Source organism: Sodalis sp. dw_96, from assembly GCF_018449575.1.
Taxonomy (GTDB): Bacteria; Pseudomonadota; Gammaproteobacteria; order Enterobacterales; family Enterobacteriaceae; genus Acerihabitans.
Genome location: NZ_JAAVUT010000003.1, coordinates 394321 through 417613 on the forward strand (window position 1 = coordinate 394321; position 23293 = coordinate 417613).

Annotated in this window: 23 protein-coding genes and 2 tRNA genes; 19 read left to right on the plus strand and 6 right to left on the minus strand. The window is 53.2% G+C overall.

Going from position 1 to position 23293, the window contains the following annotated elements:
- The first annotated feature begins 110 nt into the window (after window positions 1–110).
- Entirely contained in the window at window positions 111–1484 is a 1374-nt protein-coding gene (gene mpl, locus HB631_RS07265) for a UDP-N-acetylmuramate:L-alanyl-gamma-D-glutamyl-meso-diaminopimelate ligase (RefSeq protein WP_213990473.1), read from the plus strand.
- Window positions 1485–1792: 308 nt separating this feature from the next.
- On the opposite strand, the gene yhcN is transcribed toward mpl, so the two are convergent.
- Together yhcN and argR are read right to left on the minus strand one after the other, a co-directional pair.
- The gene (gene yhcN / locus HB631_RS07270; protein WP_213990474.1) at window positions 1793–2056 is read right to left on the minus strand and encodes a peroxide/acid stress response protein YhcN; all 264 of its coding nucleotides are present in this window, start codon (window positions 2054–2056) and stop codon (window positions 1793–1795) included.
- A gap of 427 nt (window positions 2057–2483) precedes the next feature.
- On the minus strand, window positions 2484–2954 hold the full coding sequence (gene argR, locus HB631_RS07275) for a transcriptional regulator ArgR (RefSeq protein ID WP_213990475.1): 471 nt from the start codon (window positions 2952–2954) through the stop codon (window positions 2484–2486).
- 442 nt (window positions 2955–3396) lie between these two features.
- Between argR and mdh the strand changes: the two genes are divergently transcribed.
- On the plus strand, window positions 3397–4335 hold the full coding sequence (gene mdh / locus HB631_RS07280; RefSeq protein ID WP_213990476.1) for a malate dehydrogenase: 939 nt from the start codon (window positions 3397–3399) through the stop codon (window positions 4333–4335).
- 482 nt (window positions 4336–4817) lie between these two features.
- On the plus strand, window positions 4818–5201 hold the full coding sequence (locus HB631_RS07285; protein WP_213990560.1) for a DNA-binding protein: 384 nt from the start codon (window positions 4818–4820) through the stop codon (window positions 5199–5201).
- Window positions 5202–5247: 46 nt separating this feature from the next.
- On the opposite strand, the gene HB631_RS07290 is transcribed toward HB631_RS07285, so the two are convergent.
- Complete coding sequence (locus tag HB631_RS07290; protein WP_213990477.1) at window positions 5248–5511, minus strand: helix-turn-helix transcriptional regulator; 264 nt, start codon at window positions 5509–5511, stop codon at window positions 5248–5250.
- A 189-nt stretch (window positions 5512–5700) separates the two neighbouring features.
- On the opposite strand from HB631_RS07290, the gene HB631_RS07295 reads away from it, so the two are divergent.
- Window positions 5701–6090 carry a DNA-binding protein gene (locus tag HB631_RS07295; protein WP_213990478.1) on the plus strand — a complete coding sequence of 130 codons (390 nt, stop codon included), beginning with the start codon at window positions 5701–5703 and terminating at the stop codon, window positions 6088–6090.
- 50 nt (window positions 6091–6140) lie between these two features.
- Here the strand turns inward: HB631_RS07295 and ispB are convergent, their stop codons facing one another.
- A complete protein-coding gene (gene ispB / locus HB631_RS07300; RefSeq protein ID WP_213990479.1) occupies window positions 6141–7112 on the minus strand; it encodes an octaprenyl diphosphate synthase in 972 nt (323 codons plus the stop codon).
- Window positions 7113–7375: 263 nt separating this feature from the next.
- On the opposite strand from ispB, the gene rplU reads away from it, so the two are divergent.
- From rplU to cgtA, 4 genes are all read left to right on the plus strand, one after another.
- The gene (rplU, locus tag HB631_RS07305) at window positions 7376–7687 is read left to right on the plus strand and encodes a 50S ribosomal protein L21 (RefSeq protein WP_213990480.1); all 312 of its coding nucleotides are present in this window, start codon (window positions 7376–7378) and stop codon (window positions 7685–7687) included.
- Window positions 7688–7704: 17 nt separating this feature from the next.
- On the plus strand, window positions 7705–7968 hold the full coding sequence (gene rpmA / locus HB631_RS07310) for a 50S ribosomal protein L27 (protein WP_213990481.1): 264 nt from the start codon (window positions 7705–7707) through the stop codon (window positions 7966–7968).
- A gap of 134 nt (window positions 7969–8102) precedes the next feature.
- Window positions 8103–9083, plus strand: a complete 981-nt coding sequence (locus tag HB631_RS07315; protein WP_213990561.1) for a DMT family transporter — start codon at window positions 8103–8105, stop codon at window positions 9081–9083.
- 16 nt (window positions 9084–9099) lie between these two features.
- Window positions 9100–10275: an Obg family GTPase CgtA gene (cgtA, locus tag HB631_RS07320; RefSeq protein WP_213990482.1), complete on the plus strand. Its 1176-nt coding sequence runs from the start codon at window positions 9100–9102 to the stop codon at window positions 10273–10275.
- A gap of 520 nt (window positions 10276–10795) precedes the next feature.
- Here the strand turns inward: cgtA and dacB are convergent.
- Window positions 10796–12229, minus strand: coding sequence for a serine-type D-Ala-D-Ala carboxypeptidase (gene dacB, locus HB631_RS07325; RefSeq protein ID WP_213990483.1), 1434 nt, complete (start codon window positions 12227–12229; stop codon window positions 10796–10798).
- A gap of 303 nt (window positions 12230–12532) precedes the next feature.
- Here dacB and greA point away from each other — a divergent pair, with 303 nt between their 5' ends.
- Window positions 12533–13009: a transcription elongation factor GreA gene (gene greA, locus HB631_RS07330; protein ID WP_213990484.1), complete on the plus strand. Its 477-nt coding sequence runs from the start codon at window positions 12533–12535 to the stop codon at window positions 13007–13009.
- A 122-nt stretch (window positions 13010–13131) separates the two neighbouring features.
- Here the strand turns inward: greA and yhbY are convergent, their stop codons facing one another.
- Window positions 13132–13425, minus strand: coding sequence for a ribosome assembly RNA-binding protein YhbY (yhbY, locus tag HB631_RS07335; protein ID WP_213990485.1), 294 nt, complete (start codon window positions 13423–13425; stop codon window positions 13132–13134).
- Between the two features lie 146 nt (window positions 13426–13571).
- Between yhbY and rlmE the strand changes: the two genes are divergently transcribed.
- From rlmE to nusA, 10 genes are all read left to right on the plus strand, one after another.
- Complete coding sequence (gene rlmE, locus HB631_RS07340; RefSeq protein ID WP_213990486.1) at window positions 13572–14201, plus strand: 23S rRNA (uridine(2552)-2'-O)-methyltransferase RlmE; 630 nt, start codon at window positions 13572–13574, stop codon at window positions 14199–14201.
- A 55-nt stretch (window positions 14202–14256) separates the two neighbouring features.
- The gene (gene ftsH, locus HB631_RS07345; RefSeq protein WP_213990562.1) at window positions 14257–16194 is read left to right on the plus strand and encodes an ATP-dependent zinc metalloprotease FtsH; all 1938 of its coding nucleotides are present in this window, start codon (window positions 14257–14259) and stop codon (window positions 16192–16194) included.
- A 155-nt stretch (window positions 16195–16349) separates the two neighbouring features.
- The gene (gene folP / locus HB631_RS07350) at window positions 16350–17195 is read left to right on the plus strand and encodes a dihydropteroate synthase (RefSeq protein ID WP_213990487.1); all 846 of its coding nucleotides are present in this window, start codon (window positions 16350–16352) and stop codon (window positions 17193–17195) included.
- Window positions 17192–18529, plus strand: a complete 1338-nt coding sequence (gene glmM / locus HB631_RS07355) for a phosphoglucosamine mutase (RefSeq protein WP_213990488.1) — start codon at window positions 17192–17194, stop codon at window positions 18527–18529. Before folP ends, glmM begins: the two co-directional genes overlap by 4 nt.
- A gap of 162 nt (window positions 18530–18691) precedes the next feature.
- Complete coding sequence (gene secG / locus HB631_RS07360) at window positions 18692–19024, plus strand: preprotein translocase subunit SecG (protein WP_213990489.1); 333 nt, start codon at window positions 18692–18694, stop codon at window positions 19022–19024.
- Between the two features lie 146 nt (window positions 19025–19170).
- Window positions 19171–19257: transfer RNA gene (locus HB631_RS07365), tRNA-Leu, on the plus strand.
- 326 nt (window positions 19258–19583) lie between these two features.
- Entirely contained in the window at window positions 19584–20690 is a 1107-nt protein-coding gene (locus HB631_RS07370) for a hypothetical protein (RefSeq protein ID WP_213990490.1), read from the plus strand.
- Window positions 20691–21029: 339 nt separating this feature from the next.
- Window positions 21030–21106: transfer RNA gene (locus HB631_RS07375), tRNA-Met, on the plus strand.
- 215 nt (window positions 21107–21321) lie between these two features.
- Window positions 21322–21774 (plus strand): ribosome maturation factor RimP, encoded by a 453-nt coding sequence (gene rimP, locus HB631_RS07380; protein WP_213990491.1) that lies wholly within the window; start codon window positions 21322–21324, stop codon window positions 21772–21774.
- Between the two features lie 21 nt (window positions 21775–21795).
- Entirely contained in the window at window positions 21796–23283 is a 1488-nt protein-coding gene (nusA, locus tag HB631_RS07385) for a transcription termination factor NusA (RefSeq protein ID WP_213990492.1), read from the plus strand.
- Window positions 23284–23293: the final 10 nt, after the last annotated feature.

A 23293-nucleotide genomic window follows, 5' to 3' on the forward strand; every position in this document is an offset into this window, starting at 1 on the left:
CTAGTAGCAGTTTAGCTTAAACGAATGCAAGTACATCATCAAATTCGTTTATATCAATCGGCCGCAGCGGTAGAATGTGCCGCAGTTCGTTGTTAAAAAATGGAAAAATTATGCGCATACATATTCTCGGTATCTGCGGCACGTTTATGGGCGGTGTGGCCATGCTGGCCCGTGCCCTGGGACATGAGGTGACCGGGTCCGATGATAATGTCTATCCTCCCATGAGCACGCTGCTGCAGGAACAAGGCATTCAACTCATCAAGGGTTATGATCCGGTTCAACTGGAGCCGGAACCGGAGCTGGTCATCATCGGTAATGCCATGAGCCGCGGCAACCCCTGCGTGGAAGCGGTGCTGGAACGGGGTATCCGTTATGTATCCGGTCCCCAGTGGCTGCACGATCAGGTTCTCCAGCAACGCTGGGTGATTGCCGTCGCCGGTACGCACGGCAAAACCACCACCGCCGGGATGATTACCTGGATTCTCGAGGTGTGCGGTTATCAGCCTGGGTTCGTCATCGGCGGCGTGCCGGGCAACTTCACCGTTTCCGCCCGTTTGGGCAGCAGCCCGTTTTTTGTGGTGGAGGCGGATGAATATGACTGTGCGTTTTTCGACAAGCGCTCCAAATTCCTGCACTACTGTCCGCGGACGCTGCTGCTCAATAACCTCGAGTTCGATCATGCGGATATTTTCGACGATCTGAAAGCCATTCAGAAGCAGTTCCATCATCTGGTGAGGCTGGTGCCGGGAAAAGGCAAAATCATTCTGCCGGATAACGATCCCCACCTGAAGCAGGTCATGGCCATGGGGTGCTGGAGCGAACAGGAATTTATCGGCGAAGACAACAGCTGGCGAGCCAAAAAAATCGCACCGGACGCCAGCGTATTCCAGGTCCTGTTGCAGGGCGACATGGTAGGGGAAGTCCATTGGGATTTGGTGGGTGAACACAATATGCACAATGCGCTGATGGCGATCGCCGCCGCCAGGCATGTGGGTGTGCAACCGGCTGACGCGTGCCGGGCCCTGGCCACCTTTATTAACGCCCGGCGGCGGCTGGAGCTGAAGGGCACCGCCAATGGGGTGAAGCTTTATGACGATTTCGCCCATCATCCCACCGCGATATTGGCGACCCTGGCGGCGCTGCGCAGCAAGGTAGGCGGCACGGCACGCATCTTGGCGGTGCTTGAACCCCGTTCCAACACCATGAAAATGGGGCTGAACAAGAATGAATTGGCGCCTTCCCTGGGCAGGGCCGACGAAGTTTTTTTATTCCAGCCGCAGCATATTCCCTGGCAGGTGAGTGAAGTCGCGGAAGCCTGCGTCCAGCCGGCGCATTGGAGTGCCGATGTGGATACCCTTGTGGATATGATTGTGAAAATCTCACAGCCCGGCGACTATATTTTGGTAATGAGCAACGGCGGCTTCGGCGGGATTCATGAAAAACTGCTGGCGCAATTGAATATCAAAGCCGGTCTGGCGGTCTGAATCGGTTATTGCCGCTTCACGTTGCTGCCGCATTCATTCATAGCCAATAAGGCGGGGCGGGGGTGCGAGAAGTGCAAACCACCCGCCGGCCAAAAAAAAGCCCCCGCGAGCGGGGGCGAAGTTCGTCGGACAGGACGACGAGGGAAACATCAATGGCAGTCTGGTTATTACTGGACACAGAATAACTGAGGGCGACTGCAACACTGATGGCGTTGACTTCTATTCTAAATGTTAAATCGTACTTACGGCCGTGGCTCAGCCGGTATTCTTAAACTGTAGCGGAACGCGTCATCAAAGCTTCGCCCGGCTTACTTGTAAAGCTCGGCGGTGGTATGCCAGTTATCGCCTTGGCGCGCTTCAATAATCCGGTAGGCTTTTGCGCCCTTGGCATCGGCGGCGTCATTCAGCGCCTGATGGATATCCGAAGGTGAGGCATCAATCCCGCCGGCGCTTACGGTACCCATGGGTTGTAATCCTTTGGCCTGTTCCATCGAAATAGATTCCGCGGCGAATGCGCCGAAGGACAGGGCTGACATCACGGTCATCAGAGAAACAGCAGTTTTCATTTTCATCAATTTCACCTCTCTTAATTCTTTACATTTCATATTACCCAATGCAAAGCGTGATATTCATCACGGAACTAAGTATACACTAATAACTGTCGTTATTAATAGTATGCTCATAGTTATATATGAAACATTAAGCTTTCTTTGCAAGAAGATATAAGTAAAAGTGATTAAAACAGGTTAAATATCGAGCAGATAATGTTAATTATTTGTAAATTCAAAACGATAAATCACTTTAGCCAAAAGTGCTAACGTTGAGGGCATGTGGATAACACGGGCGGAAAGGGGCAGTATTTAGCGTGCCCCCTGAGGAGAATTGGAGGACATCGGCGGCGGATTGCAAATCAATCAATGCCGGGTCTTACAAGCCATGCGTCCGAAATCAGGGTTATGTTTCAGCTGAGCAGCGGCTTAAGCCGGGAAAAGCAGGACCCTACAACTCCTGCTCGAATAGCACTAAGATGGCTTCATAAAGCTGCTTGACGCTAAATCCACGGGCCGGAGTGGTGAAAATGGTGTCGTCGCCGGCAATGGTACCCAGAATGCCCTCGGATTTCCCCAACGAGTCCAGCAAGCGGGCAATGAGCTGGGCGGCACCGGGGCTGGTATGGATAACCACTACCGCGTCGTTGTGATCGACATCCAAAACCAAATTTTTCAACGGACTGGTTGTGGTGGGGACTCCCATCTCCGCGGGCAGGCAATAGACCATTTCCATTTTCGCGTTGCGGGTACGGACGGCGCCGAATTTAGTCAACATCCGCGATACTTTGGATTGGTTGATATTCTCATACCCATCGTCCTGGAGCGCCAGAACGATCTCTCCTTGAGAACTGAATTTCTCTTCTTTAAGTAAAGCCTTAAACGCTTTAACCAATTCTTCTTGTTTTGAGTGATTGCGCATATTTTACCAAAATCGTTGGGGAAAATCGCACATGATTATGCATAAAAATGCATTTTTATGCAATAGGGTTGCTATGAGGAAGTGAGAAGGGTCTTAAATAGCCGCTTACGTCGCAACGGGAACAATATGTATGCAATTTAACTTTTACCAGGTTCGCCTTTTTCTGTTTAAAAAAGTAAAGAAATTGTTATCAAATTGCTGTTGTTTTGACCACTCCAATCGGTGTAATGTGAATGGGAAGCACGGGCAATAAGGCGCCGGGACCCCTTAGCCGGCACGTTGATTTCCACTTCTGGTCGTTAACCGGTCAGGTTTAGGTAAATTAATGTGTCAACTCTCAAATTTGGGATCGGTGATTTGTTTTTACCCGTTTATCTCTCTATGATCTTAAGCAGATGATTCGTCGGCATTAAATTTTCCCTATTATAATAAGGAGATCCGAATGAAAGTCGCAGTTCTCGGTGCAGCGGGCGGCATTGGCCAAGCGCTTGCCCTATTGCTTAAAACTCAGCTTCCCTCAGGTTCCGAACTCTCTCTGTATGATATTGCCCCGGTAACTCCCGGTGTGGCAGTTGATCTGAGCCATATACCGACCCCGGTGAAAATCAAGGGTTACGGTGGCGAAGATGCGACGCCGGCGCTGGAAGGCGCCGATATTGTGTTGATTTCCGCGGGGGTTGCTCGTAAGCCCGGCATGGATCGTTCGGATCTTTTCAACGTCAACGCAGGTATCGTACGCAATCTGATCAGCCAAGTGGCCAAAGCTTGTCCGGCCGCTTTGATAGGCATCATTACCAATCCGGTTAATACCACGGTGGCCATTGCCGCCGAGACGCTGAAAAAAGCCGGTGTCTATGACAAACGCAAGCTATTTGGCATTTCGACCCTCGATATTATTCGTTCCAATACTTTTGTCGCCGAGTTGAAAGGACTGTCGCCGGAAGATGTTGAAGTGCGGGTTATCGGCGGCCACTCCGGCGTGACTATCCTGCCTTTGCTTTCCCAGCTTAACGGCATCTCGTTTAGCGATCAGGAAGTGGCCGATTTAACCAAGCGTATCCAGAATGCCGGTACCGAAGTGGTGGAAGCCAAAGCCGGCGGCGGATCGGCTACCCTCTCAATGGGACAGGCCGCGGCGCGTTTCGGCTTATCGTTGGTGCGGGCGTTGCAAGGTGAAAAAAATGTGGTGGAATGCGCTTATGTTGAAGGCGACGGCGAATACACGCGTTTCTTCGCCCAACCGCTGTTACTGGGAAAACAGGGCTTGTCGGAACTTCTGCCCATTGGCCCGTTGAGTGCGTTTGAACAACAGGCCCTGGAGCAAATGCAGGACGTATTGAAAAAAGATATTGAATTAGGCGTAAAATTCGTCAATCAATAGCATTTTAACGTCCGCCTGCCTGTCGGGCGGACGCTGGTAAGCGGGTCTTGTTATGGTCGGCTATTGAAGGCATCTATAACTTGTATTACCCGTAATATGTTCTATCCCCGCACCGTTTTCAGATATTATTTTCCGTTGGTTTCCCTCATTTCCTGATCCTTCCGCAGTCAATTTCTTCATGATAGGATGGGTCACGTACTCCTCCGTAAAACTTAGGTGTTAGCACATTATTAGATTGATAAATAATGACTATTCAGTTTTATTCGCACAAAAAAACCGCACTGATCTCAATTTTCAATCAGCCGGTAGCACTTGCCGCTTTTTTTGTGTTGTAATGATCGTAACAGTTAGGAGTAATTGCTAAACCGGATAGCGGCTTGCATAACGGAAACGTGCTGAAGGCCAGTCCCTTTTATTGGCTAAGGTCAAGGACGCGAAATGGCGATAGCGTCGATTTATCGCCATGACAAGGAGGGTAGATGATGGCAACAAAAAAGGAATGGGTAGCCACCCACGAGCTAATCGGCGTCGGCGGGTTACCGAAAACCCGGCAAGGACTGAACCGGCGCGCCAGGGAAGAAGGTTGGGAAAAGAGGCGACGCGAAGGCGCGCGAGGAAAAGCTGTCGAGTATTCCTGGTATAGTTTGCCGGAAACGGTGAAAAAGACGCTGACGCTGCGCGCCAGCTCACCTGATTATACTTTATCGACACAAGAACCTTCTCCTACCTGGATTGAAATTCATCGGCAACTTTCCGATGCCGAGCGTGATTTTGTCGTGGCGTTCATCTTGCGCGAAGGGGTGCTTAATCTCCTTAAACGTTTGGATTATCCCGATGAGCCCCCTACGGAACTGCATCGGGATTAGGGTGGATAGGGCGGTACCGAGTTCGTCCTACAATGTGCCATGCCGTTTAGCGTGAGCGTATCAGGCTCTTTCTGTCCAGCAGCTGATTCGTTTTGGGATCGATATAGCGGCTGGGCCAGATCTCCGCCGGATGAATCTCCAATCTATCGGCTATCAGCCATTCGCCTTTGGGCCATGGCCTTGTCAAGGCGTTGGCCAGGGTAGACGAACTCAATCCGGCGGCGCGTGAAACCGCCGCCAGGGTGGTACCGCGTTTACGCAGTGCCGCAATGATATCCGCAGGGTGCCAGTCGTTATTCCATTCAGTCATGTGTGTTCATTGCCTTGCTGTGAGCCGAAGGGTGGATAGATGTAATAAATAACATAATTTAACCAAACGAAGTGGAAACAAAGGGGTTATATGGAAAATACATAGCAACAAATTTCCCAAAGATTTTCAATTATTTTCCAATAAAAATTAATTTTTGCTATGGGCATCCCCATTTTGGAATGCAACAGTATGAAAAAAGCCTGGTTTAGTACCAAAGAGCTTTTGGGCGTGGGGGGGCTTCCGAAATCCCGGCAGGGGGTGACGGGCCGTTCCCGCCTTGAAAACTGGGATCGGCGGCCTCGCGCCGGCGGGCGGGGCGGTGGGCTGGAATATGCATTGGAAAGTTTGCCGGCTGAAGTGCGGCAGGCGCTGACGCAGCGCGAGATGAAAGAGCAGCCGGCCCCGGAATACCGCGTCGGCGCGGTGCTCTCCTCGCCGAACGCGGACCCCCTGGCGTCGGCCTGGATGGTCATCTATGATCAATTGCTGCCGGAGGAACGAGGCAACGTCATCAGCCTGGTGATGCGGGAAGGGATTGAGAAATTCATGACGCGCCTGGGTATCGTGCCCAGGCGGTAAGCGAACTGGAAACAGCGGTGTCGCTGATTTCCGTGAAGTGTCAAAAGTTACTAAAACTGCCGTTGTACCGCCGAGTGCGCCAAACTTTCCAACGCCTGCCGGAACGGAGAGGGTTCAAGGCAGCTGAGACAGGATATGGCTTTGTCCGCTTCCGCTTCCGCGCATTGGCGCGTGTAATCCAGCGAACCGCATATACGCATGGTTTCCAATACCGACGCCAATAAATGCCGACCGTTACCCTGCTCAATGGCTTGCCGTATCATGGCCGCCTGTTCCGCGTTGCCGTGTTGCATGGCGTGCAGCAGCGGCAGGGTGGGCTTTCCCTCGTTAAGGTCGTCGCCGGTGTTTTTCCCCAGAGTCTTGCCGTCCGAGCCGTAATCCAGCAGATCGTCGATAAGCTGAAAAGAAGTACCCAGGTAGCGGCCGTAATCCCGCAGAGCGATTTCCTGCTCCGGCGTGGCGCCGGCCAATATGGCGGAGGCGTGCGACGCCGCCTCGAACAGCCGGGCGGTTTTGCTGTAAATAACCCGCATATAGCTCTCGACGGTGATATCCGGATCGTTGCAGTTCATCAGTTGCAGGACCTCGCCCTCGGCAATCACATTCACCGCCTCGGCCATCAATGCCAGGACCCGCAGCGATTCGAGTCCGGTCATCATCTGGAATGCGCGGGTGTAAATGAAATCCCCCACCAGGACGCTGGCCGCATTGCCGAAAGCCGCGTTCGCCGTGGCTTTGCCCCGGCGCATATCGGATTCGTCCACCACATCGTCATGGAGCAGGGTGGCGGTATGAATAAATTCTATCAAAGCGGCCACGGTAATATGCTTATCACCCTTATAATTCAGGGCTCGCGCCGCCAGTACGGCAATCATCGGACGGATGCGTTTACCGCCACCGCTGATGATGTAATGGCCGAGCTGATTGATAAGCACGACTTCGGAATTCAGTTGCTCCAGGATTATCGCATTTACCTTCGCCATATCCTGCGCGGTGAGTATTGTGATTTGATCAGGGTTCATTATTTTCTTTCGGCTTTATATTTTACCGTTAAGTGAATAGTAACGCCGCTCATAGAGCCAGATGGTAGAAACTGTGTTACTGATTGTACTTGAAAATGGCAAGAGATAAATGACGGAGACGTAACCAGTCACTTTTTCGTAGTCTGTATGTATTCTGCACTTGTCATAGGCCGGTTTTTTGCGTAGAATTCGCGCCCTATTGTGAATATTTATAGCGCACTGTGGACGAATATAAGTTGAGTGCGCGGAAAGCGGAGTTTTTTATGTACGCGGTTTTCCAAAGTGGTGGTAAACAACACCGGGTCAGTGAAGGGCAGACCGTTCGCCTGGAAAAACTGGACATCGCAACAGGTGAAACTATTGAGTTTGACCAGGTTATGATGATTGCCAATGGTGAAGATATCCAGATTGGCGTTCCTTTCGTCAGTGGCGGAAAGGTAAAAGCCGAAGTGGTTGCTCATGGTCGTGGTGACAAGGTGACGATTGTTAAATTTCGTCGCCGTAAACACTATCGTAAGCAACAAGGCCATCGTCAGTGGTTTACTGACGTGAAAATTACCGGTATCGGCGCCTAACAGAGAGGACTACACTCATGGCACACAAAAAGGCTGGCGGCTCGACTCGTAACGGTCGCGACTCAGAAAGCAAACGCCTGGGCGTTAAGCGTTTCGGCGGTGAACAAGTATTGGCGGGCAGCATCATTGTTCGCCAGCGTGGAACCAAGTTCCATCCCGGCACCAACGTTGGTTGCGGTAAAGACCATACCCTGTTCGCTTTGACAACGGGTAAAATCCAGTTCGAAATCAAGGGACCGAAGAATCGTAAGTTTGTCAGCATTGTTGCCGTTGCTGCATAAGTTCTTCGTTTTCCTATAGCAACAATATCCGTCAGTACCGTAATCCGTCTGTACTGACATAAGCGCTAAGCCCCGCAATTGTTGCGGGGCTTTTTACTTTCCTTTCCGGTCAAGCTGTACGTTAGACACTCATGATGACAACTCAGAAAGCGGGGCAGCAAGCGGGAGTGGGCATTGCGTTGGCGCTCACCACCGCCATGTGCTGGGGCGCGCTGCCTATCGCCATGAAGCAGGTTCTTACCGATATGGAACCCTATACCGTGGTTTGGTATCGGTTTTTGATAGCGGGAATCGGGCTGCTGTTCATCCTGGGGCCCCGGCGGCAATTGCCGCCCCTGAGAGTGTTCTTTCGCTGGCGCTGGCTGCTGCTGCTGCTGGTTGCCACCGGCGGCTTGCTGGGAAACTTTATTCTTTTCAGTTCATCGCTCCAGTATCTTAGCCCCACGGCTTCCCAGGTAATAGGCCAGCTTTCGCCGGTGGGCATGATGCTGGCAAGCGTATTCATTTTGAAAGAGCGGATGCGTATTACCCAGGTGATTGGCGCGATCATGCTGATTAGCGGGCTGGTGATGTTTTTTAATACCAGCCTGATTGAAATTTTCACCCGGCTGACGGATTACACCCTCGGTGTGATTCTGGGGGTATGCGCCTCGGTGGTCTGGGTCTGTTACGGTGTGGCGCAGAAAGTTATGCTGCGGCGCCTGGCATCGCAACAGATCCTGTTTTTGCTGTATGTTTTGTGTACAATAGCGTTAACCACGTTGACAAAGCCTTTGGCGGTGCTGCACTTAAGCGGCTGGCAGGTTGCCTGTTTATTATTCTGTGGCGCCAATACCCTTATCGGTTATGGCGCGCTGGCAGAAGCCATGGCCCGCTGGCAGGCGGCGCAGGTTAGCGCCATCGTGACGTTGACGCCATTGTTTACCCTGTTTTTTTCAGATTTACTGTCCCTGCTCTGGCCGGATTATTTTGCCGCTCCGACATTAAATGTCGTCGGCTATATCGGCGCATTTGTGGTGGTTGCCGGCGCGATGTTTTCCGCGGCCGGCCATCGCTGGTGGCCTGGGCGGGCCAAATCGAGACCTGCGCTGCCTGTTGAGCCGCGCGGCAAATGAATGACGGAGAGTTCCCATGAAGTTTGTAGATGAGGCCGCCATACTGGTGGTCGCGGGTGACGGCGGCAACGGCTGCGTTAGTTTCCGCCGGGAAAAATATATTCCCAACGGTGGACCGGACGGCGGTGACGGCGGCGACGGCGGCGACGTCTACGCTCTGGCGGACGAAAATCTTAATACGCTTATCGATTATCGCTTCGAGAGATCCTTTCGCGCCGAGCGCGGCCAAAACGGCCAAAGCCGGGACTGTACCGGTAAGCGCGGAAAAGATATCACGATTAAACTCCCGGTGGGCACGCGGATCCTCGATCAGGATACCGGCGAAATCATGGGGGATATGACCCGCCATGGACAGCTTTTGATGGTGGCGAAGGGGGGCTTCCACGGTCTGGGCAATGCCCGCTTCAAATCCTCGGTCAATCGGGCGCCCCGGCAGAAAAGCGACGGTACCGCCGGAGAGAACCGCCAGCTGCAGCTTGAGCTGCTGCTCTTGGCGGATGTCGGTATGCTGGGACTGCCCAACGCCGGTAAATCCACCTTTATCCGCGCGGTTTCCGCCGCCAAACCCAAAGTGGCCGATTATCCTTTTACCACGCTGGTGCCGAGTCTGGGCGTGGTGCGGATGGATAACGAACAAAGCTTTGTGGTGGCCGATATCCCCGGGTTAATCGAAGGTGCCGCGGACGGCGCCGGGCTGGGTATTCGTTTCCTGAAACATCTTGAGCGTTGCCGGGTGCTGTTGCATCTGATCGATTTGGCGCCGGTGGATGAATCGGATCCGGTGGAAAATGCCAAGATCATCGTGAAAGAACTGGAGCGGTACAGCGAAAAATTGTCTGAGAAACCTCGCTGGCTGGTATTCAACAAGCTCGATCTGCTGGACGCGGATGAAGCGGACCGGCGCGCCAAGACTATTGCCGCGGCACTGGATTGGAAAGATCAGTTCTATATCATTTCCGCGGCCAATCGCCATGGGGTGAAGGCGCTGTGCTGGGACGTGATGTCTTTTATCAACGCGCATCCGAAAGAGCAGCCCGCGGAAGAGGTGGTGCCGGAGAAAGTCGAGTTCAAGTGGGATGATTACCATCGCGAACAGCTTGAAGAATCGGCTATCGAAGTGGAAGACGACGATCTTGAAGATGACTGGGATGACGACGACGAAGAAGGCGTCGAGACTATTTATCATCGCTAATCCTTTGCGCGATCACGCTTTAACATGAATCCGGCTCGATTCGGGATTCGGTGTAAGCGGGCCTACCGCACCATGGGGCGCTCGGGCAGGCGGAAAAACCACGCCTGCTTCGACCCCATTGGCGCGCTCTCCCGCTGTTCAGCTATGCCGGCCACGGGTTCGATTTGGCCAATGTGCATGAAGTTAATGGGGAGGGGCAGGATGCTGGAAGAGTAAACCGTCCGCACCAGGGATGGCGCGGATCGAGCCTACATGGACGTATTCACGGCGTGTTTACGATCCAGCATCCTGTCCTGACCGGGCCCCGCTTGTGCTTAAAGTGATGCATAAACGGCCGCCATAGAATAAAAAGAGCAGGCGAGACCCTGTCAAAGTTGTTGACTTGGAAGACGGCTACTCCGGCGGGCGGAAAAACCACGCCCGCTTCGACCCGGCCTCAGCAAACACGGTCTCCCTTTAACACGCTCGATTTAAGCTTCGGTGTTGGCAGGTCAAGCCTGCCGCCGGCGCGTTGTCGTCATCAGTTATTTTGGTAGACGTCTTTATACAATCGGCTTTCAAATCGTACCAGCGGAATGCGACGATCTTTTTGATCCTGCGGCGGCACCGCGTATCCCGAAAGATATTGCACAAAAGCCATCCGCTGACCGCTGGCGGTGGTGATAAAACCCGCCAGGTTATAGACGCCTTGCAGCGATCCGGTTTTGGCCGATACCTTGCCGTCCACTCCCGCCTCATGCAGCCCGGCGCGGTACATCAAGGTGCCGTCATAGCCCGCCAGCGGCAGCATGGAAATGAAGTTCAGCGTTTGATCGTGCTGGCCGATATATTGCAGCACCTGCATCATGGTCGCCGGCGAGAGCAAATCGTGGCGGGATAAACCTGAACCGTCCACCTGGATGGTATTGCCCAAATCAATGCCGGCCTGCTGACGCAGGATTTGCCTTACCGCGTCGGAACCGGCGCGCCAGGTGCCGGGCACTTTGAAGCGTTCGTGGCCTATGGTGCGAAACACCGTGTCGGCTATCATGTTGTCGGATTTTTTCAGCATGATCCGCAGCAAATCATGCAACGGGGCGGAATAGGCCTGCGCCAGTACCGTACCGGCGGCGGTGGGGTTGGTTTGGCGGCGGAGGGTGCCGTTGATGTTGATATCCGCCTGTTGCAGTTCATCTTTCAGGATGGCGCCGGCATAACTGGCGCCGTCTTGGATAGCGAAGGCCAGCGGCAGGGGATCCGCCCGCTGCGGCATGCAGCCGGTAAGGGTAAACCGGTTCAACTCGCCCGGGACCACGTCCAGTTCGCAATACTGCGCGTCGGGGGAGCCCTTCGCCAGGGTCCGCACCTGGCTGAACATCTGCACAGGGTAATAGGACGCCACGCGGATAAAGGCGGTATCCCCGGCTTTCGGGGCGCTGTAAAGCGAAACGGAAAAACAGTTGCGATCGACGATTGCCGCACCAGGCGGGGCGCTGAAACATTCGGTCAAATCATTCCACGGCCAGCCGGGTGCTTTGTCGTGGCTGGCGAATACCGAGGTATCGATAATCAGATCGCCGGCTATCTGACGAATCCCCTGCTTGCGCAGTGCGGCAACCATATTGCGCAGCTGTTGACGGGTCAGGGTGGGGTCGCCGCCGAAGCGGGCCACCAGATTACCCTGCAGAACCCCGTTGGTGACCGGCCCGTAGCTTTCCAGCGTAGTGGTAAAGCGATAATCCGGGCCTAGCTGCAATAACGCCGCCAGGGCGGTAATCACCTTCTGTGTGCTGGCGGGTAGTGCCATTTGCTGGCTGTGAAAGTCGATGGCGGGCGTGGTGGCGCCGATTTTTTGTACAATCAACGCCAGGTTTGCGCCATCGGGTAATGATTCCATGTAATTTTCAACCGGCGTGGCCTGTGCGGATAGCATGAAAACGCTGGTGAGTCCTATGAGTAAACGTGAAAAACGCATAATTTTCGGCAACGGCAATGTAACGTGCTGCCATACTACGGTGCAAACAGGGTTAAAGTAAACGATGACCCATGCGGAACTCTGGGTTAAAATACGTATCAAAATGCAAATTGCCCCGACCTGGGATAACTCGTCAGGTCAGGTTTTTTTTGCTTTTCGCTCAGGTAGTAGCGGAAAGAGTTGCGTCGTGACTACTTCTTCAAGTCATGTCAGGACGGCGATATGTCTTGAAGGTGGCATGTCTTGAAGGTGGCATGTCTTGAAGGGGAAAAGCTTAGCAGGATGAATTTTAGAGGTAATGCCATGACTCCAGTTCCAATGACTTTGCGTGGTGCCGATAAATTGCGGGAAGAGCTCGAATTTTTGAAAAGCGTTCGTCGCCCGGAAATTATCAGAGCCATCGCCGATGCCCGTGCGCACGGCGATCTGAAAGAAAATGCGGAATACCACGCCGCGCGTGAACAACAAGGGTTTTGCGAAGGACGTATCCAGGAAATCGAAGCAAAATTGTCCAATGCCCAGATTATCGACGTTACTAAAATGTCGGCTCAGGGCCGGGTGATTTTCGGTAGCACGGTGAGCGTTCTGAACCTGGAAAACGACGAAGAGCTGACTTACCGTATTGTCGGCGACGATGAGGCGGATTTTAAACAAAATCTCATCTCCATCAATTCACCCATGGCCCGCGGCCTGGTGGGAAAGGAAGAAGGGGATGTCGCGCTGATTCGTACGCCGGGCGGCGATGTGGAGTACGAAATCCAGAAGGTGGAATACCTGTAAGGGGATAGTCGCGGCCTTTAGGATGAATTGTAAAGAAAGGAAAAAGGCCGTAAGTGGCCTTTTCCTGCTTTAACGAGCATGGCACCTTTGCAGAGGTAAGAAATGCAGGGGTAGCAAAGTCGTCAGCGCGGTAAAGTGATTTTCCGCTCCGTAGCCGGGCGGTAGAGCACCAGGATGCTGCCGATTATCTGAACGCAGACGGCACCGGTCTCGCGCACGATGGCATCGGCGATGAGCTTTTTGGTGTCGCGTTCTTCGGCGGCGATTTTGATTTTGATCAGCTCATGATGCTCAATGGCTTGCTCGATTTCTGCCAGCACGCCTTCCGTCAGGCCGTTATTGCCCAGCATGACCACGGGTTTTAGCAGATGCGCCAGACCTTTCAGGTGCTGTTTTTGCTTGTTGTTCAGATTCATTTGTCTTTTTTACTTACGTTGGGATTGAAAACGGGACATTCTACCGCCATCTCATGATTATCACCAAATCGGTCGTGATTGTATCCGGCGCATGAGTGCCTCATTCCTTCACCAATGCCCCACTTTCAGGATAGTTGGATAATAAAATGACCACCAAAAAGCGTTCCGGCAGCTCAAGTCGGTGGCTACAGGAACACTTTAGCGATAAATATGTACTTGAGGCACAAAAAAAAGGGCTGCGTTCCCGCGCCTGGTTTAAACTTGAAGAAATACAGCAGGGCGACAAGCTTTTCAAACAGGATATGGCCGTAGTGGATTTAGGCGCCGCCCCCGGCGGCTGGTCGCAATATGTCGCCACGCAAATTGGCAAAAAAGGGCGTATCATCGCCTGTGATATTCTCCCCATGGATCCGATGGTGGGCGTCGATTTTCTGCAGGGCGACTTTCGCGATCCTCAGGTATTAAAGGCGTTATTGGAGAGAGTAGGCGAAGGAAAAATTCAGGTGGTCATGTCCGACATGGCACCGAATATGAGTGGTACCCCGGCTGTCGATATTCCCAAAGCCATGTATCTAGCGGAGTTGGCTTTGGAGATGTGCCGGGATGTGCTGGCACCAGGCGGCAGTTTTCTGGTTAAAGTCTTTCAGGGAGAAGGTTTTGATGAATACCTGCGGGAAATTCGCTCCCTATTTACGAAGGTAAAGATTCGTAAGCCAGACGCTTCCCGCGCGCGTTCGCGAGAAGTGTACATTGTGGCGACAGGGCGCAAAATATAGTACCCTACGCTAATTGTTAACACCGTTGTAATATGAGGTTAATCCCTTGAGTGACATGGCGAAAAACCTGATTCTCTGGTTGGTCATCGCGGTAGTGCTGATGTCTGTATTTCAGAGCTTCGGGCCCAGCGAGTCCAATGGCCGTAAGGTGGATTACACCACCTTTATGTCTGAATTGAATCAGGATCAGATTAGGGAAGCACGTATTAACGGACGTGAGATTACCGTTACCAGGAAAGACAGTAACCGTTACACAACCTATATCCCGGTCAACGACCCCAGGTTATTGGATTCCCTGCTGACCAAGAACGTTAAAGTTGTCGGTGAGCCGCCGGAAGAACCGAGCCTGCTGGCCTCTATATTTATTTCCTGGTTCCCGATGCTGTTGCTGATTGGTGTCTGGATCTTCTTTATGCGGCAAATGCAGGGCGGCGGCGGCAAGGGGGCGATGTCCTTTGGCAAAAGCAAGGCCCGGATGCTCACTGAGGATCAGATCAAAACAACCTTTGCCGATGTGGCGGGCTGCGACGAAGCAAAAGAAGAAGTCAGCGAACTGGTGGATTATCTCCGCGAGCCGAGCCGCTTTCAGAAGCTGGGTGGGAAAATTCCGAAAGGCGTGTTGATGGTGGGGCCGCCGGGGACAGGTAAAACCTTGCTGGCTAAAGCCATTGCCGGTGAAGCTAAAGTACCGTTTTTCACCATTTCCGGTTCTGATTTTGTGGAAATGTTTGTCGGCGTCGGCGCATCCCGTGTGCGCGATATGTTCGAGCAGGCCAAAAAGGCCGCTCCCTGCATCATCTTTATCGATGAAATCGATGCCGTGGGTCGCCAGCGCGGCGCGGGCCTCGGCGGCGGTCATGATGAACGTGAACAAACGCTGAATCAGATGCTGGTGGAAATGGACGGCTTTGAAGGCAACGAAGGCATCATCGTTATTGCCGCCACTAACCGTCCCGACGTGCTGGATCCGGCTTTGCTGCGTCCGGGTCGTTTTGACCGCCAGGTGGTGGTGGGATTGCCGGATGTACGCGGTCGTGAACAGATTCTGAAAGTGCATATGCGTCGCGTGCCGTTATCCACGGATATGGACCCTTCCGTGATAGCGCGCGGTACCCCTGGTTTCTCAGGCGCCGATTTGGCCAACCTGGTGAATGAAGCCGCATTGTTCGCCGCTCGCGGCAGCAAGCGCGTGGTCTCCATGGTGGAATTTGAAAAAGCCAAGGACAAAATCATGATGGGCGCTGAACGTCGATCCATGGTGATGACCGAAGCGCAAAAGGAATCCACCGCGTACCACGAAGCGGGCCACGCCATTATCGGTCGTTTGGTGCCGGAACATGATCCGGTTCACAAAGTAACCATTATTCCCCGCGGTCGTGCGTTGGGCGTTACATTCTTCCTGCCGGAAGGCGATGCCATCAGCGCCAGCCGCCAGAAGCTGGAAAGCCAGATTTCCACTCTCTACGGCGGTCGTTTGGCGGAAGAGATCATTTACGGACCGCAGAAAGTGTCCACCGGCGCGTCCAATGATATCAAAGTGGCCACTTCCATTGCCCGTAACATGGTGACGCAATGGGGCTTCTCCGAGAAGCTGGGGCCGTTGCTGTATGCCGAAGAGGAAGGGGAAGTCTTCCTGGGCCGTTCAGTGGCGAAAGCGAAGCATATGTCCGACGAGACGGCGCGTATTATCGACCAGGAAGTGAAATCCCTGATTGAACGCAACTACACTCGTGCCCGTACTTTGCTGATGGAAAATATGGATATCCTGCATTCAATGAAAGATGCATTGATGAAATATGAAACCATCGACGCGCCGCAAATTGATGATTTGATGGGCCGCAAAACCGTGCGCCCGCCTGCCGGCTGGGACGATTCGCCGAGCAACCACTCCTCTGATAACGGCGGCACGCCTAAAGCGCCGACGCCGGTGGATCAGCCCAATACGCCGACGGGCAATACCATGTCCGAACAGTTCGGCAATAACCGGGCGTAAACAATCGGTCCTGCGTAACAGCAGTATAGAAAAGCCCCGGCCTAACCGCCGGGGTTTTTTATTGGTGTGACAATCAGAAGGGTCCGGCGGGTTTTTCCCCCGGACGGTGGTAAGATATGCCGCTAGTACAGGTAACCAGACGGAAGGATCCCATCATGCAACTCATGGTCAATCAACGCACGCTCGATCTCGACACGCCCCAGGTCATGGGCATACTTAACGTGACGCCGGACTCTTTTTCCGACGGCGGACGCTTCAACCGCCTTGATGCGGCGTTAACTCACGCGCGGGAAATGATTGATGCCGGCGCCACGCTGATCGATATCGGCGGCGAGTCCACCCGGCCCGGCGCGGCGGCGGTCAGCGCCGAACAGGAAGCCGAACGCGTATTGCCGGTGGTGGAGGCTCTTGCGCAGCGCTTTGAGGTGTTTATTTCGGTGGATACCTCCCGGGCGCTGGTGATGCGGGAGAGCGCGGCGGCGGGAGCGCATATGATAAATGATATCCGCGCCCTGAACGAACCCGGCGCCATGGAAGCGGCCCGCGACAGCGGCCTGCCCGTCTGCCTGATGCATATGCAGGGCGAACCGCACACCATGCAACAGGATCCCTCGTATCAGGATGTGCTGGCGGAGGTGAAGAGCTTTTTTGTCCGACGTATCGCCGAGTGCCAGATGGCGGGCATCGAAAAAAAACGCCTACTGCTGGATCCGGGCTTCGGTTTCGGCAAGAATTTAGCGCATAATTACCGCCTTCTGGCCCGGCTGGAGGATTTTCACTCGTTTGGTTTGCCGATTCTGGTGGGCATGTCGAGGAAATCCATGGTTGGCGAACTGACTCACGTGCCTCCCGATCAACGCGTTATCGGCAGCGTGGCCTGCGCGGTCATTGCCGCCATGCAGGGGGCGCGGATTATCCGCGTCCACGATGTCAAAGAAACCATCGAGGCGATGCTTGTGGTCAAAGCGACTCTTTCAGCGAAGGAATCACTATTTGTATGAGTAACCATAAATACTTCGGAACGGACGGTATCCGCGGCAAGGTAGGGGATAGCCCCATCACACCGGATTTTGTCTTGAAGCTGGGTTGGGCCGCAGGCAAGGTATTGGCTCGCCACGGGTCGCGCAAGATTATCATCGGCAAGGATACGCGGATCTCCGGTTATATGCTGGAATCGGCCCTGGAGGCCGGGCTGGCGGCGGCGGGTTTATCCGCCGCGTTTACCGGACCCATGCCGACCCCGGCTATTGCCTATCTGACGCGCACCTTCCGGGCCGAAGCGGGGATCGTGATTTCCGCTTCCCACAATCCCTATTATGACAACGGCATCAAGTTTTTCTCCATCGATGGAACAAAATTACCCGATGAGGTGGAAGAAGCCATCGAAGCGGAGCTGGAAAAAAACCTGACCTGCGTGGAATCCGCCGAACTGGGGAAAGCCAGCCGTATCGTTGATGCCGCCGGCCGCTATATTGAATTCTGCAAAGGCACCTTTCCCAGCAACAGCAGTCTGAAGGGCCTCAAGATCGTGGTGGATTGCGCCAACGGCGCCACCTACCATATCGCGCCAAGCGTGCTGCGGGAGCTCGGCGCCGATGTCACGGCCATCGGTTGCCAGCCGGACGGCATGAATATCAACCAGGAGTGCGGCGCCACCGATGTGCGCCTATTGCAACGGCGGGTGCTGGAAGAGAAAGCCGCGCTGGGCATCGCGTATGACGGCGATGGCGATCGGGTTATCATGGTAGACCATCTCGGCAATAAGGTGGACGGGGATCAGATCCTCTATATCATCGCCCGGGAAAAATTGCGCCAGGGCCAGCTTAGCGGCGGTGTGGTGGGTACCCAAATGAGCAATATGGGCCTGGAACTGGCGCTCAAGCAATTGGGGATCCCCTTTGTGCGGGCAAAAGTGGGAGACCGCTATGTGCTGGAAAAGCTGCAGGAAAAAGGCTGGCGCATCGGGGCGGAAAATTCAGGCCACGTGATCCTGCTGGATAAAACCACCACCGGCGACGGTATTATCGCCGGTCTGCAGGTATTGTCCGCCATGGTGGGGAATCATATGACCCTGCATGACTTATGCAGCGGCATGCGCCTCCTGCCGCAAATTCTGGTGAACGTGCGTTTCACCGGCAGTAACGACCCGCTGGAATCGACGCTGGTGAAACAGGCCTTGGCGGAGGTGGAAAGCGCGCTGGCCGGAAGGGGCCGGGTATTGCTGCGTAAATCCGGCACCGAGCCGCTGATACGGGTCATGGTGGAAGGCGAGGAAGACGAACTGGTTAAACGATTGGCTCACCTGATAGCCGATGCGGTGAAGGCCGCCGGTTAACCTGTGACGTTTTTTTCTTCAATCAGTTCGTTAGCCGCAATTTACCCTTGCGTGCGCACCCTGCTTTCGTTAGTATTCACACCCGCTTCAGTCGGAGTTTATCATCGCCGAACCGGGGCAGTCGTTTAACGCGCGGGTAAACCCGCAAGGACACCAAAGATTATGTATGAAGCTCTGTTAGTCATATTCCTGTTGGTCTCTGTCGGGCTGGTTGCGCTGATCATGCTACAGCAAGGCAAGGGTGCTGATATGGGGGCCTCGTTCGGCGCAGGCGCTTCCGCGACCCTGTTCGGATCCAGCGGTTCCGGTAACTTCATGACTCGTGTGACGGCGGTGCTGGCGACATTGTTTTTTATCCTTAGCCTGGTGTTGGGCAATCTGAACGGCAGTCATACCAAAAAAGGCAGTGAGTGGGATAATTTGAGTCAGCCCGTGCAATCGGAAAAAGCACCTTCCCAAGCGCCGGCAAAATCGAATAACGATATCCCGCAATAATCCCGACCTTTAGCCAGTGAATGGCAAGCGTTCGGCGATACGTAACGTCACCGGCGATGAGTAGATGAAATAGGCTCGTTGGAAGTTGGGCCGGTGAATGAAGGCAGTAAAATAAGTCAGTGAAATAAGTCAGTGGAATAAAGAGTGCCGAGGTGGTGAAATTGGTAGACACGCTACCTTGAGGTGGTAGTGCCCGATTGGGCTTACGGGTTCAAGTCCCGTCCTCGGTACCAAGCTTGAATAAAGGACGTCAATGGACGTCTTTTTTGATTTTAAAACCTCGATATCCTAATATCCTCTTATTCCAACCACGTAGACCTGACCTCTTCTTGCGCCGAAAGGGTTTTCCCTTTCCTCTGTTTGTTTGTCCCTCTCCTGACGTCTCCTCGGGCCGATAAAGGCTAAAAGCTGAATAAGCGATATCTAAAAGTCTTCCCGCTGGTTTGATGGCATAGTTTTCCTAAGCAAATTAATCATTTTTTAATAATCAGTTTTATTTGCTCAAGGGTAACCCGATACATGCAATAAATCATTGGATAGAAAGCGGAGCAAAATAATCGTGGCAAACAATATTACATCAAGCAACAGGGTCCCCCCTTCTACTGACTCAACTGTCACGCCGGGCATAGATGACGCTAAGTCCGATACCAATCACAACACGGCGACAAACGGCTTGCAACAGGGTTTTAAAAGCGTGGGCAATACCATGCTTAAGCCTTTTGCCTTGATCAAGTCCGGCATCTGCTCCCTTAAAGACGGAATGGGGAGGTTGATCCAGCACTTATTCTTCAGGCCTCAGACGCAAACAACCCCAAACAAGCCGGATGTTACCGCCATGGTTATAAAAATGATAACCGATCCGGCGGAACGTTTGGTATCGGCCAAGAATGTCCTTAAATCGTTAACCAACGATGGTAATGTGCTTGAAAAAAACGGCAAGGCATTGATAAAACTTTTGATGGACAATCCGACCCATCCTGGATTCGCTAAAGGCAACATTGAAATTCCCGCCGAAACGATTGTGTTCAAGACGGCAATTAGATTGCCGGACGGTACCGAAATCAAAACCTTGAAGATTGATGCAAGAGACTGTAATAACGGTGAGTTCCGGGGGCAAAGGGCTATTGACGCTTTTTTGGATGCCAAATTGGATTATGCCAATCTACAGGAATTATGTGACAAGCTGACAAACGACCCTCTGCGTAATTTCATGCAAATGAGACTGGCGGACACTATAGTCCTGGCGATGGCTGACCCAACCACCAGAGCGACCGTGGAAAAGGAGGCGCCTGATTCTTTGCGCTCTTTTGTGTTTTTGAATGAGACTACCGGAAAGTACGAATCCAAATTTAGTGTTAAAAATTCGGCCCGCCCGACCGAGCTGAATGTAAAAGATCAACCTGTATCCGACAAGAGACCTGATATGCGTAGCGTATTTGAGAAGACGGACGCGGACCAGGCTGGCTCCAACGAAGCCGCTATAACAGATCGTTCAACGCGCACCGTTGCCACCGCCACCAATCAACAGGCACCTTTTACAACCGGGGCGAAAAACTCGGTGCGGGATTTGCGTAAGCACTTTGAAAAGACCGGACCCATCAAGGTCGCCAGCAACGTAGCGCCTATCGACAATGCCAATGCTTCGCCGAACAAAACGGCTAAATAAGCGCTTATGACAACCCGGGCTCTAGCACTTCCTTTGGCGCGGGCGGTAGGGAAACCGCTCGGCCGCTGCAAAAGAGGCTTGCTCCGCTCTTGGCGTTATGAAATACTCAGCCGCGCTTGCGGTGCTCTTCTCCGTGCCAACAGCGGTCTTTGCCGTGTGGCGCCGGTAGCACCGGTTGGAGGATGCGGTTACAGCGCAAGAAGTAGGATATTGGCTATTGTTTTAAATTCCCTCTATAACAGTAAGTTATATAAAGGGGGGATGTGATTAAAACCTATCTAACATAATGATAACTTGCTTTTTGGCGGCTATCAGCGTAATATTCGCAACGATTTCAGACGCGGGGTGGAGCAGCCTGGTAGCTCGTCGGGCTCATAACCCGAAGGTCGTCGGTTCAAATCCGGCCCCCGCAACCATTTTCCTTTAGAGTTCTTTTTCAAATATACTGTCTTAAGCGTTATACTGGTCTTATCGCAGCGGCGTTTGAAAAAAGATTCTATGGAATGTTGTAAAGCCGCCCGCGGCTTACAGGGTCCCAGTCGCAAAAAGCCCCGAATTTTCGGGGTTTTTTGTTATTAAACGATAGAACTACTGGGCTTTTTAGCCCTTTTTTTATGTCTTGGGGGTGGGCTTGTCCACATTAGAACAAAAATTGACGGAGATAGTCAGCGCACCGGTGAAAGCCTTGGGCTACGAGCTTGTGGGTATAGAGTTTATCCGGGGCCGCCAGTCGACGTTACGTATCTATATTGATAGCGACAAGGGTATCACCGTTGATGATTGTGCTGATGTCAGCCGCCAGATCAGCGCGGTGCTGGATCTCGAGGACCCGATTACAGTGGCTTACAGCCTCGAGGTTTCTTCGCCGGGGCTCGATCGCCCGTTATTTGCCGCCGAGCATTATGCGCAATTCATTGGTGAAGAAGTCAGCGTGGTATTGCGTATCGCGATGCAGAATCGTCGCAAGTGGCAGGGAATCATTAAAACGGTTGACGGCGAAATGATCACGGTGACGGTGGAAGGAAAAGATGAAGTGTTCGCTTTAAGCAACATCCAGAAAGCGAACCTGGTACCCCACTTTTAACGTTTTAATGAGGCAACTAGGATGAATAAAGAAATTCTGGCTGTTGTTGAAGCAGTTTCCAACGAGAAAGCGGTTCCTCGTGAAAAAATTTTTGAAGCATTGGAAACCGCGCTGGCGACGGCAACAAAGAAAAAATACGAGCAAGAAATCGAGGTTCGTGTCAATATCGATCGGAAAACCGGCGATTTCGAAACCTTCCGTCGTTGGGTCATTGTCGACGAAGTCACGCAACCGACCCGTGAAATCACCTTTGACGCCGCCCAGTTTGAAGATCCCAGCGCTGTTCTCGGCGGGTATGTAGAAGATGAGATTGAGTCCGTGGTCTTTGACCGCATCACTACCCAGACCGCAAAGCAGGTTATCGTCCAGAAAGTGCGCGAGGCTGAACGCGCTATGGTGGTGGATCAGTTCCGCCAGCATGAAGGCGAGATAGTCACCGGCGTGGTGAAAAAGGTCAATCGCGACAATATCAGCCTCGATCTGGGCAGCAATGCCGAAGCGGTCATCGGCCGTGAGGATATGCTGCCGCGGGAGAATTTCCGTCCCGGCGATCGGATTCGAGGCGTGCTTTATTCCGTACGTCCTGAAGCGCGCGGCGCGCAGCTGTTTGTCAGTCGTTCGCGCCCCGAGATGCTGATCGAGTTGTTCCGTATCGAAGTGCCGGAAATCGGCGAAGAAGTGATAGAAATAAAAGCCGCCGCCCGCGACCCGGGTTCCCGGGCTAAAATCGCTGTGAAAACCAATGATAAGCGTATTGATCCCGTAGGCGCCTGTGTCGGTATGCGCGGTGCGCGCGTGCAGGCGGTTTCCAGCGAATTGGGCGGAGAGCGTATCGATATCGTTCTGTGGGATGATAATCCGGCTCAATTTGTGATTAACGCCATGGCCCCCGCTGATGTTGCCTCCATCGTCGTGGATGAAGACAAGCACACCATGGACATCGCGGTTGAGTCCGGTAACCTGGCGCAGGCTATCGGTCGCAACGGGCAGAACGTTCGTCTGGCGTCACAGCTTAGCGGCTGGGAACTGAACGTCATGACGGTCGAGGATCTGCAAGAAAAACATCAGGCTGAAGCCCACGCCGCCATTGATATTTTCACCAAGCATCTGGACATAGATGAAGAGTTCGCCACTGTGCTGGTGGAGGAAGGTTTCTCCTCATTGGAAGAGCTCGCCTATGTCCCGATCAAGGAATTAATGGAAATCGAAGGGCTTGATGAAGACATGGTAGAAGCGCTGCGTGAACGGGCTAAAAATGCCCTGACCACGCTCGCCTTGGCGCAGGAAGAGACTCGCGGCGGGGGCAAGCCGGCTGAAGACCTGCTAAATTTGCCGGAGCTTGAGCGTGAGATGGCGTTCAAGCTGGCGGCGCGCGGTGTTTGTACGCTGGAAGATCTTGCCGAACAGGGTGTCGATGACCTGTCGGATATTGAAGGGCTGAGTACCGAAAAGGCCGGTGAGCTTATTATGGCCGCCCGTAATATCTGTTGGTTTGGCGACAACGCGTAATAAACTGTAG

Coding starts and splice junctions, on each gene's coding strand:
- mdh (WP_213990476.1), top strand. CDS start 3,397: ATGAAAGTCGCAGTTCTCGGTGCAGCGGGCGGCATTGGCCAAGCGCTT.
- HB631_RS07315 (WP_213990561.1), top strand. CDS start 8,103: ATGACAACTCAGAAAGCGGGGCAGCAAGCGGGAGTGGGCATTGCGTTG.
- yhbY (WP_213990485.1), bottom strand. CDS start 13,425: ATGAATCTGAACAACAAGCAAAAACAGCACCTGAAAGGTCTGGCGCAT.
- mpl (WP_213990473.1), top strand. CDS start 111: ATGCGCATACATATTCTCGGTATCTGCGGCACGTTTATGGGCGGTGTG.
- rlmE (WP_213990486.1), top strand. CDS start 13,572: ATGACCACCAAAAAGCGTTCCGGCAGCTCAAGTCGGTGGCTACAGGAA.
- HB631_RS07290 (WP_213990477.1), bottom strand. CDS start 5,511: ATGACTGAATGGAATAACGACTGGCACCCTGCGGATATCATTGCGGCA.
- greA (WP_213990484.1), top strand. CDS start 12,533: ATGACTCCAGTTCCAATGACTTTGCGTGGTGCCGATAAATTGCGGGAA.
- rpmA (WP_213990481.1), top strand. CDS start 7,705: ATGGCACACAAAAAGGCTGGCGGCTCGACTCGTAACGGTCGCGACTCA.
- glmM (WP_213990488.1), top strand. CDS start 17,192: ATGAGTAACCATAAATACTTCGGAACGGACGGTATCCGCGGCAAGGTA.
- yhcN (WP_213990474.1), bottom strand. CDS start 2,056: ATGAAAATGAAAACTGCTGTTTCTCTGATGACCGTGATGTCAGCCCTG.
- dacB (WP_213990483.1), bottom strand. CDS start 12,229: ATGCGTTTTTCACGTTTACTCATAGGACTCACCAGCGTTTTCATGCTA.
- HB631_RS07285 (WP_213990560.1), top strand. CDS start 4,818: ATGGCAACAAAAAAGGAATGGGTAGCCACCCACGAGCTAATCGGCGTC.
- argR (WP_213990475.1), bottom strand. CDS start 2,954: ATGCGCAATCACTCAAAACAAGAAGAATTGGTTAAAGCGTTTAAGGCT.
- rplU (WP_213990480.1), top strand. CDS start 7,376: ATGTACGCGGTTTTCCAAAGTGGTGGTAAACAACACCGGGTCAGTGAA.
- ispB (WP_213990479.1), bottom strand. CDS start 7,112: ATGAACCCTGATCAAATCACAATACTCACCGCGCAGGATATGGCGAAG.
- ftsH (WP_213990562.1), top strand. CDS start 14,257: ATGGCGAAAAACCTGATTCTCTGGTTGGTCATCGCGGTAGTGCTGATG.
- HB631_RS07295 (WP_213990478.1), top strand. CDS start 5,701: ATGAAAAAAGCCTGGTTTAGTACCAAAGAGCTTTTGGGCGTGGGGGGG.
- nusA (WP_213990492.1), top strand. CDS start 21,796: ATGAATAAAGAAATTCTGGCTGTTGTTGAAGCAGTTTCCAACGAGAAA.
- cgtA (WP_213990482.1), top strand. CDS start 9,100: ATGAAGTTTGTAGATGAGGCCGCCATACTGGTGGTCGCGGGTGACGGC.
- folP (WP_213990487.1), top strand. CDS start 16,350: ATGCAACTCATGGTCAATCAACGCACGCTCGATCTCGACACGCCCCAG.
- secG (WP_213990489.1), top strand. CDS start 18,692: ATGTATGAAGCTCTGTTAGTCATATTCCTGTTGGTCTCTGTCGGGCTG.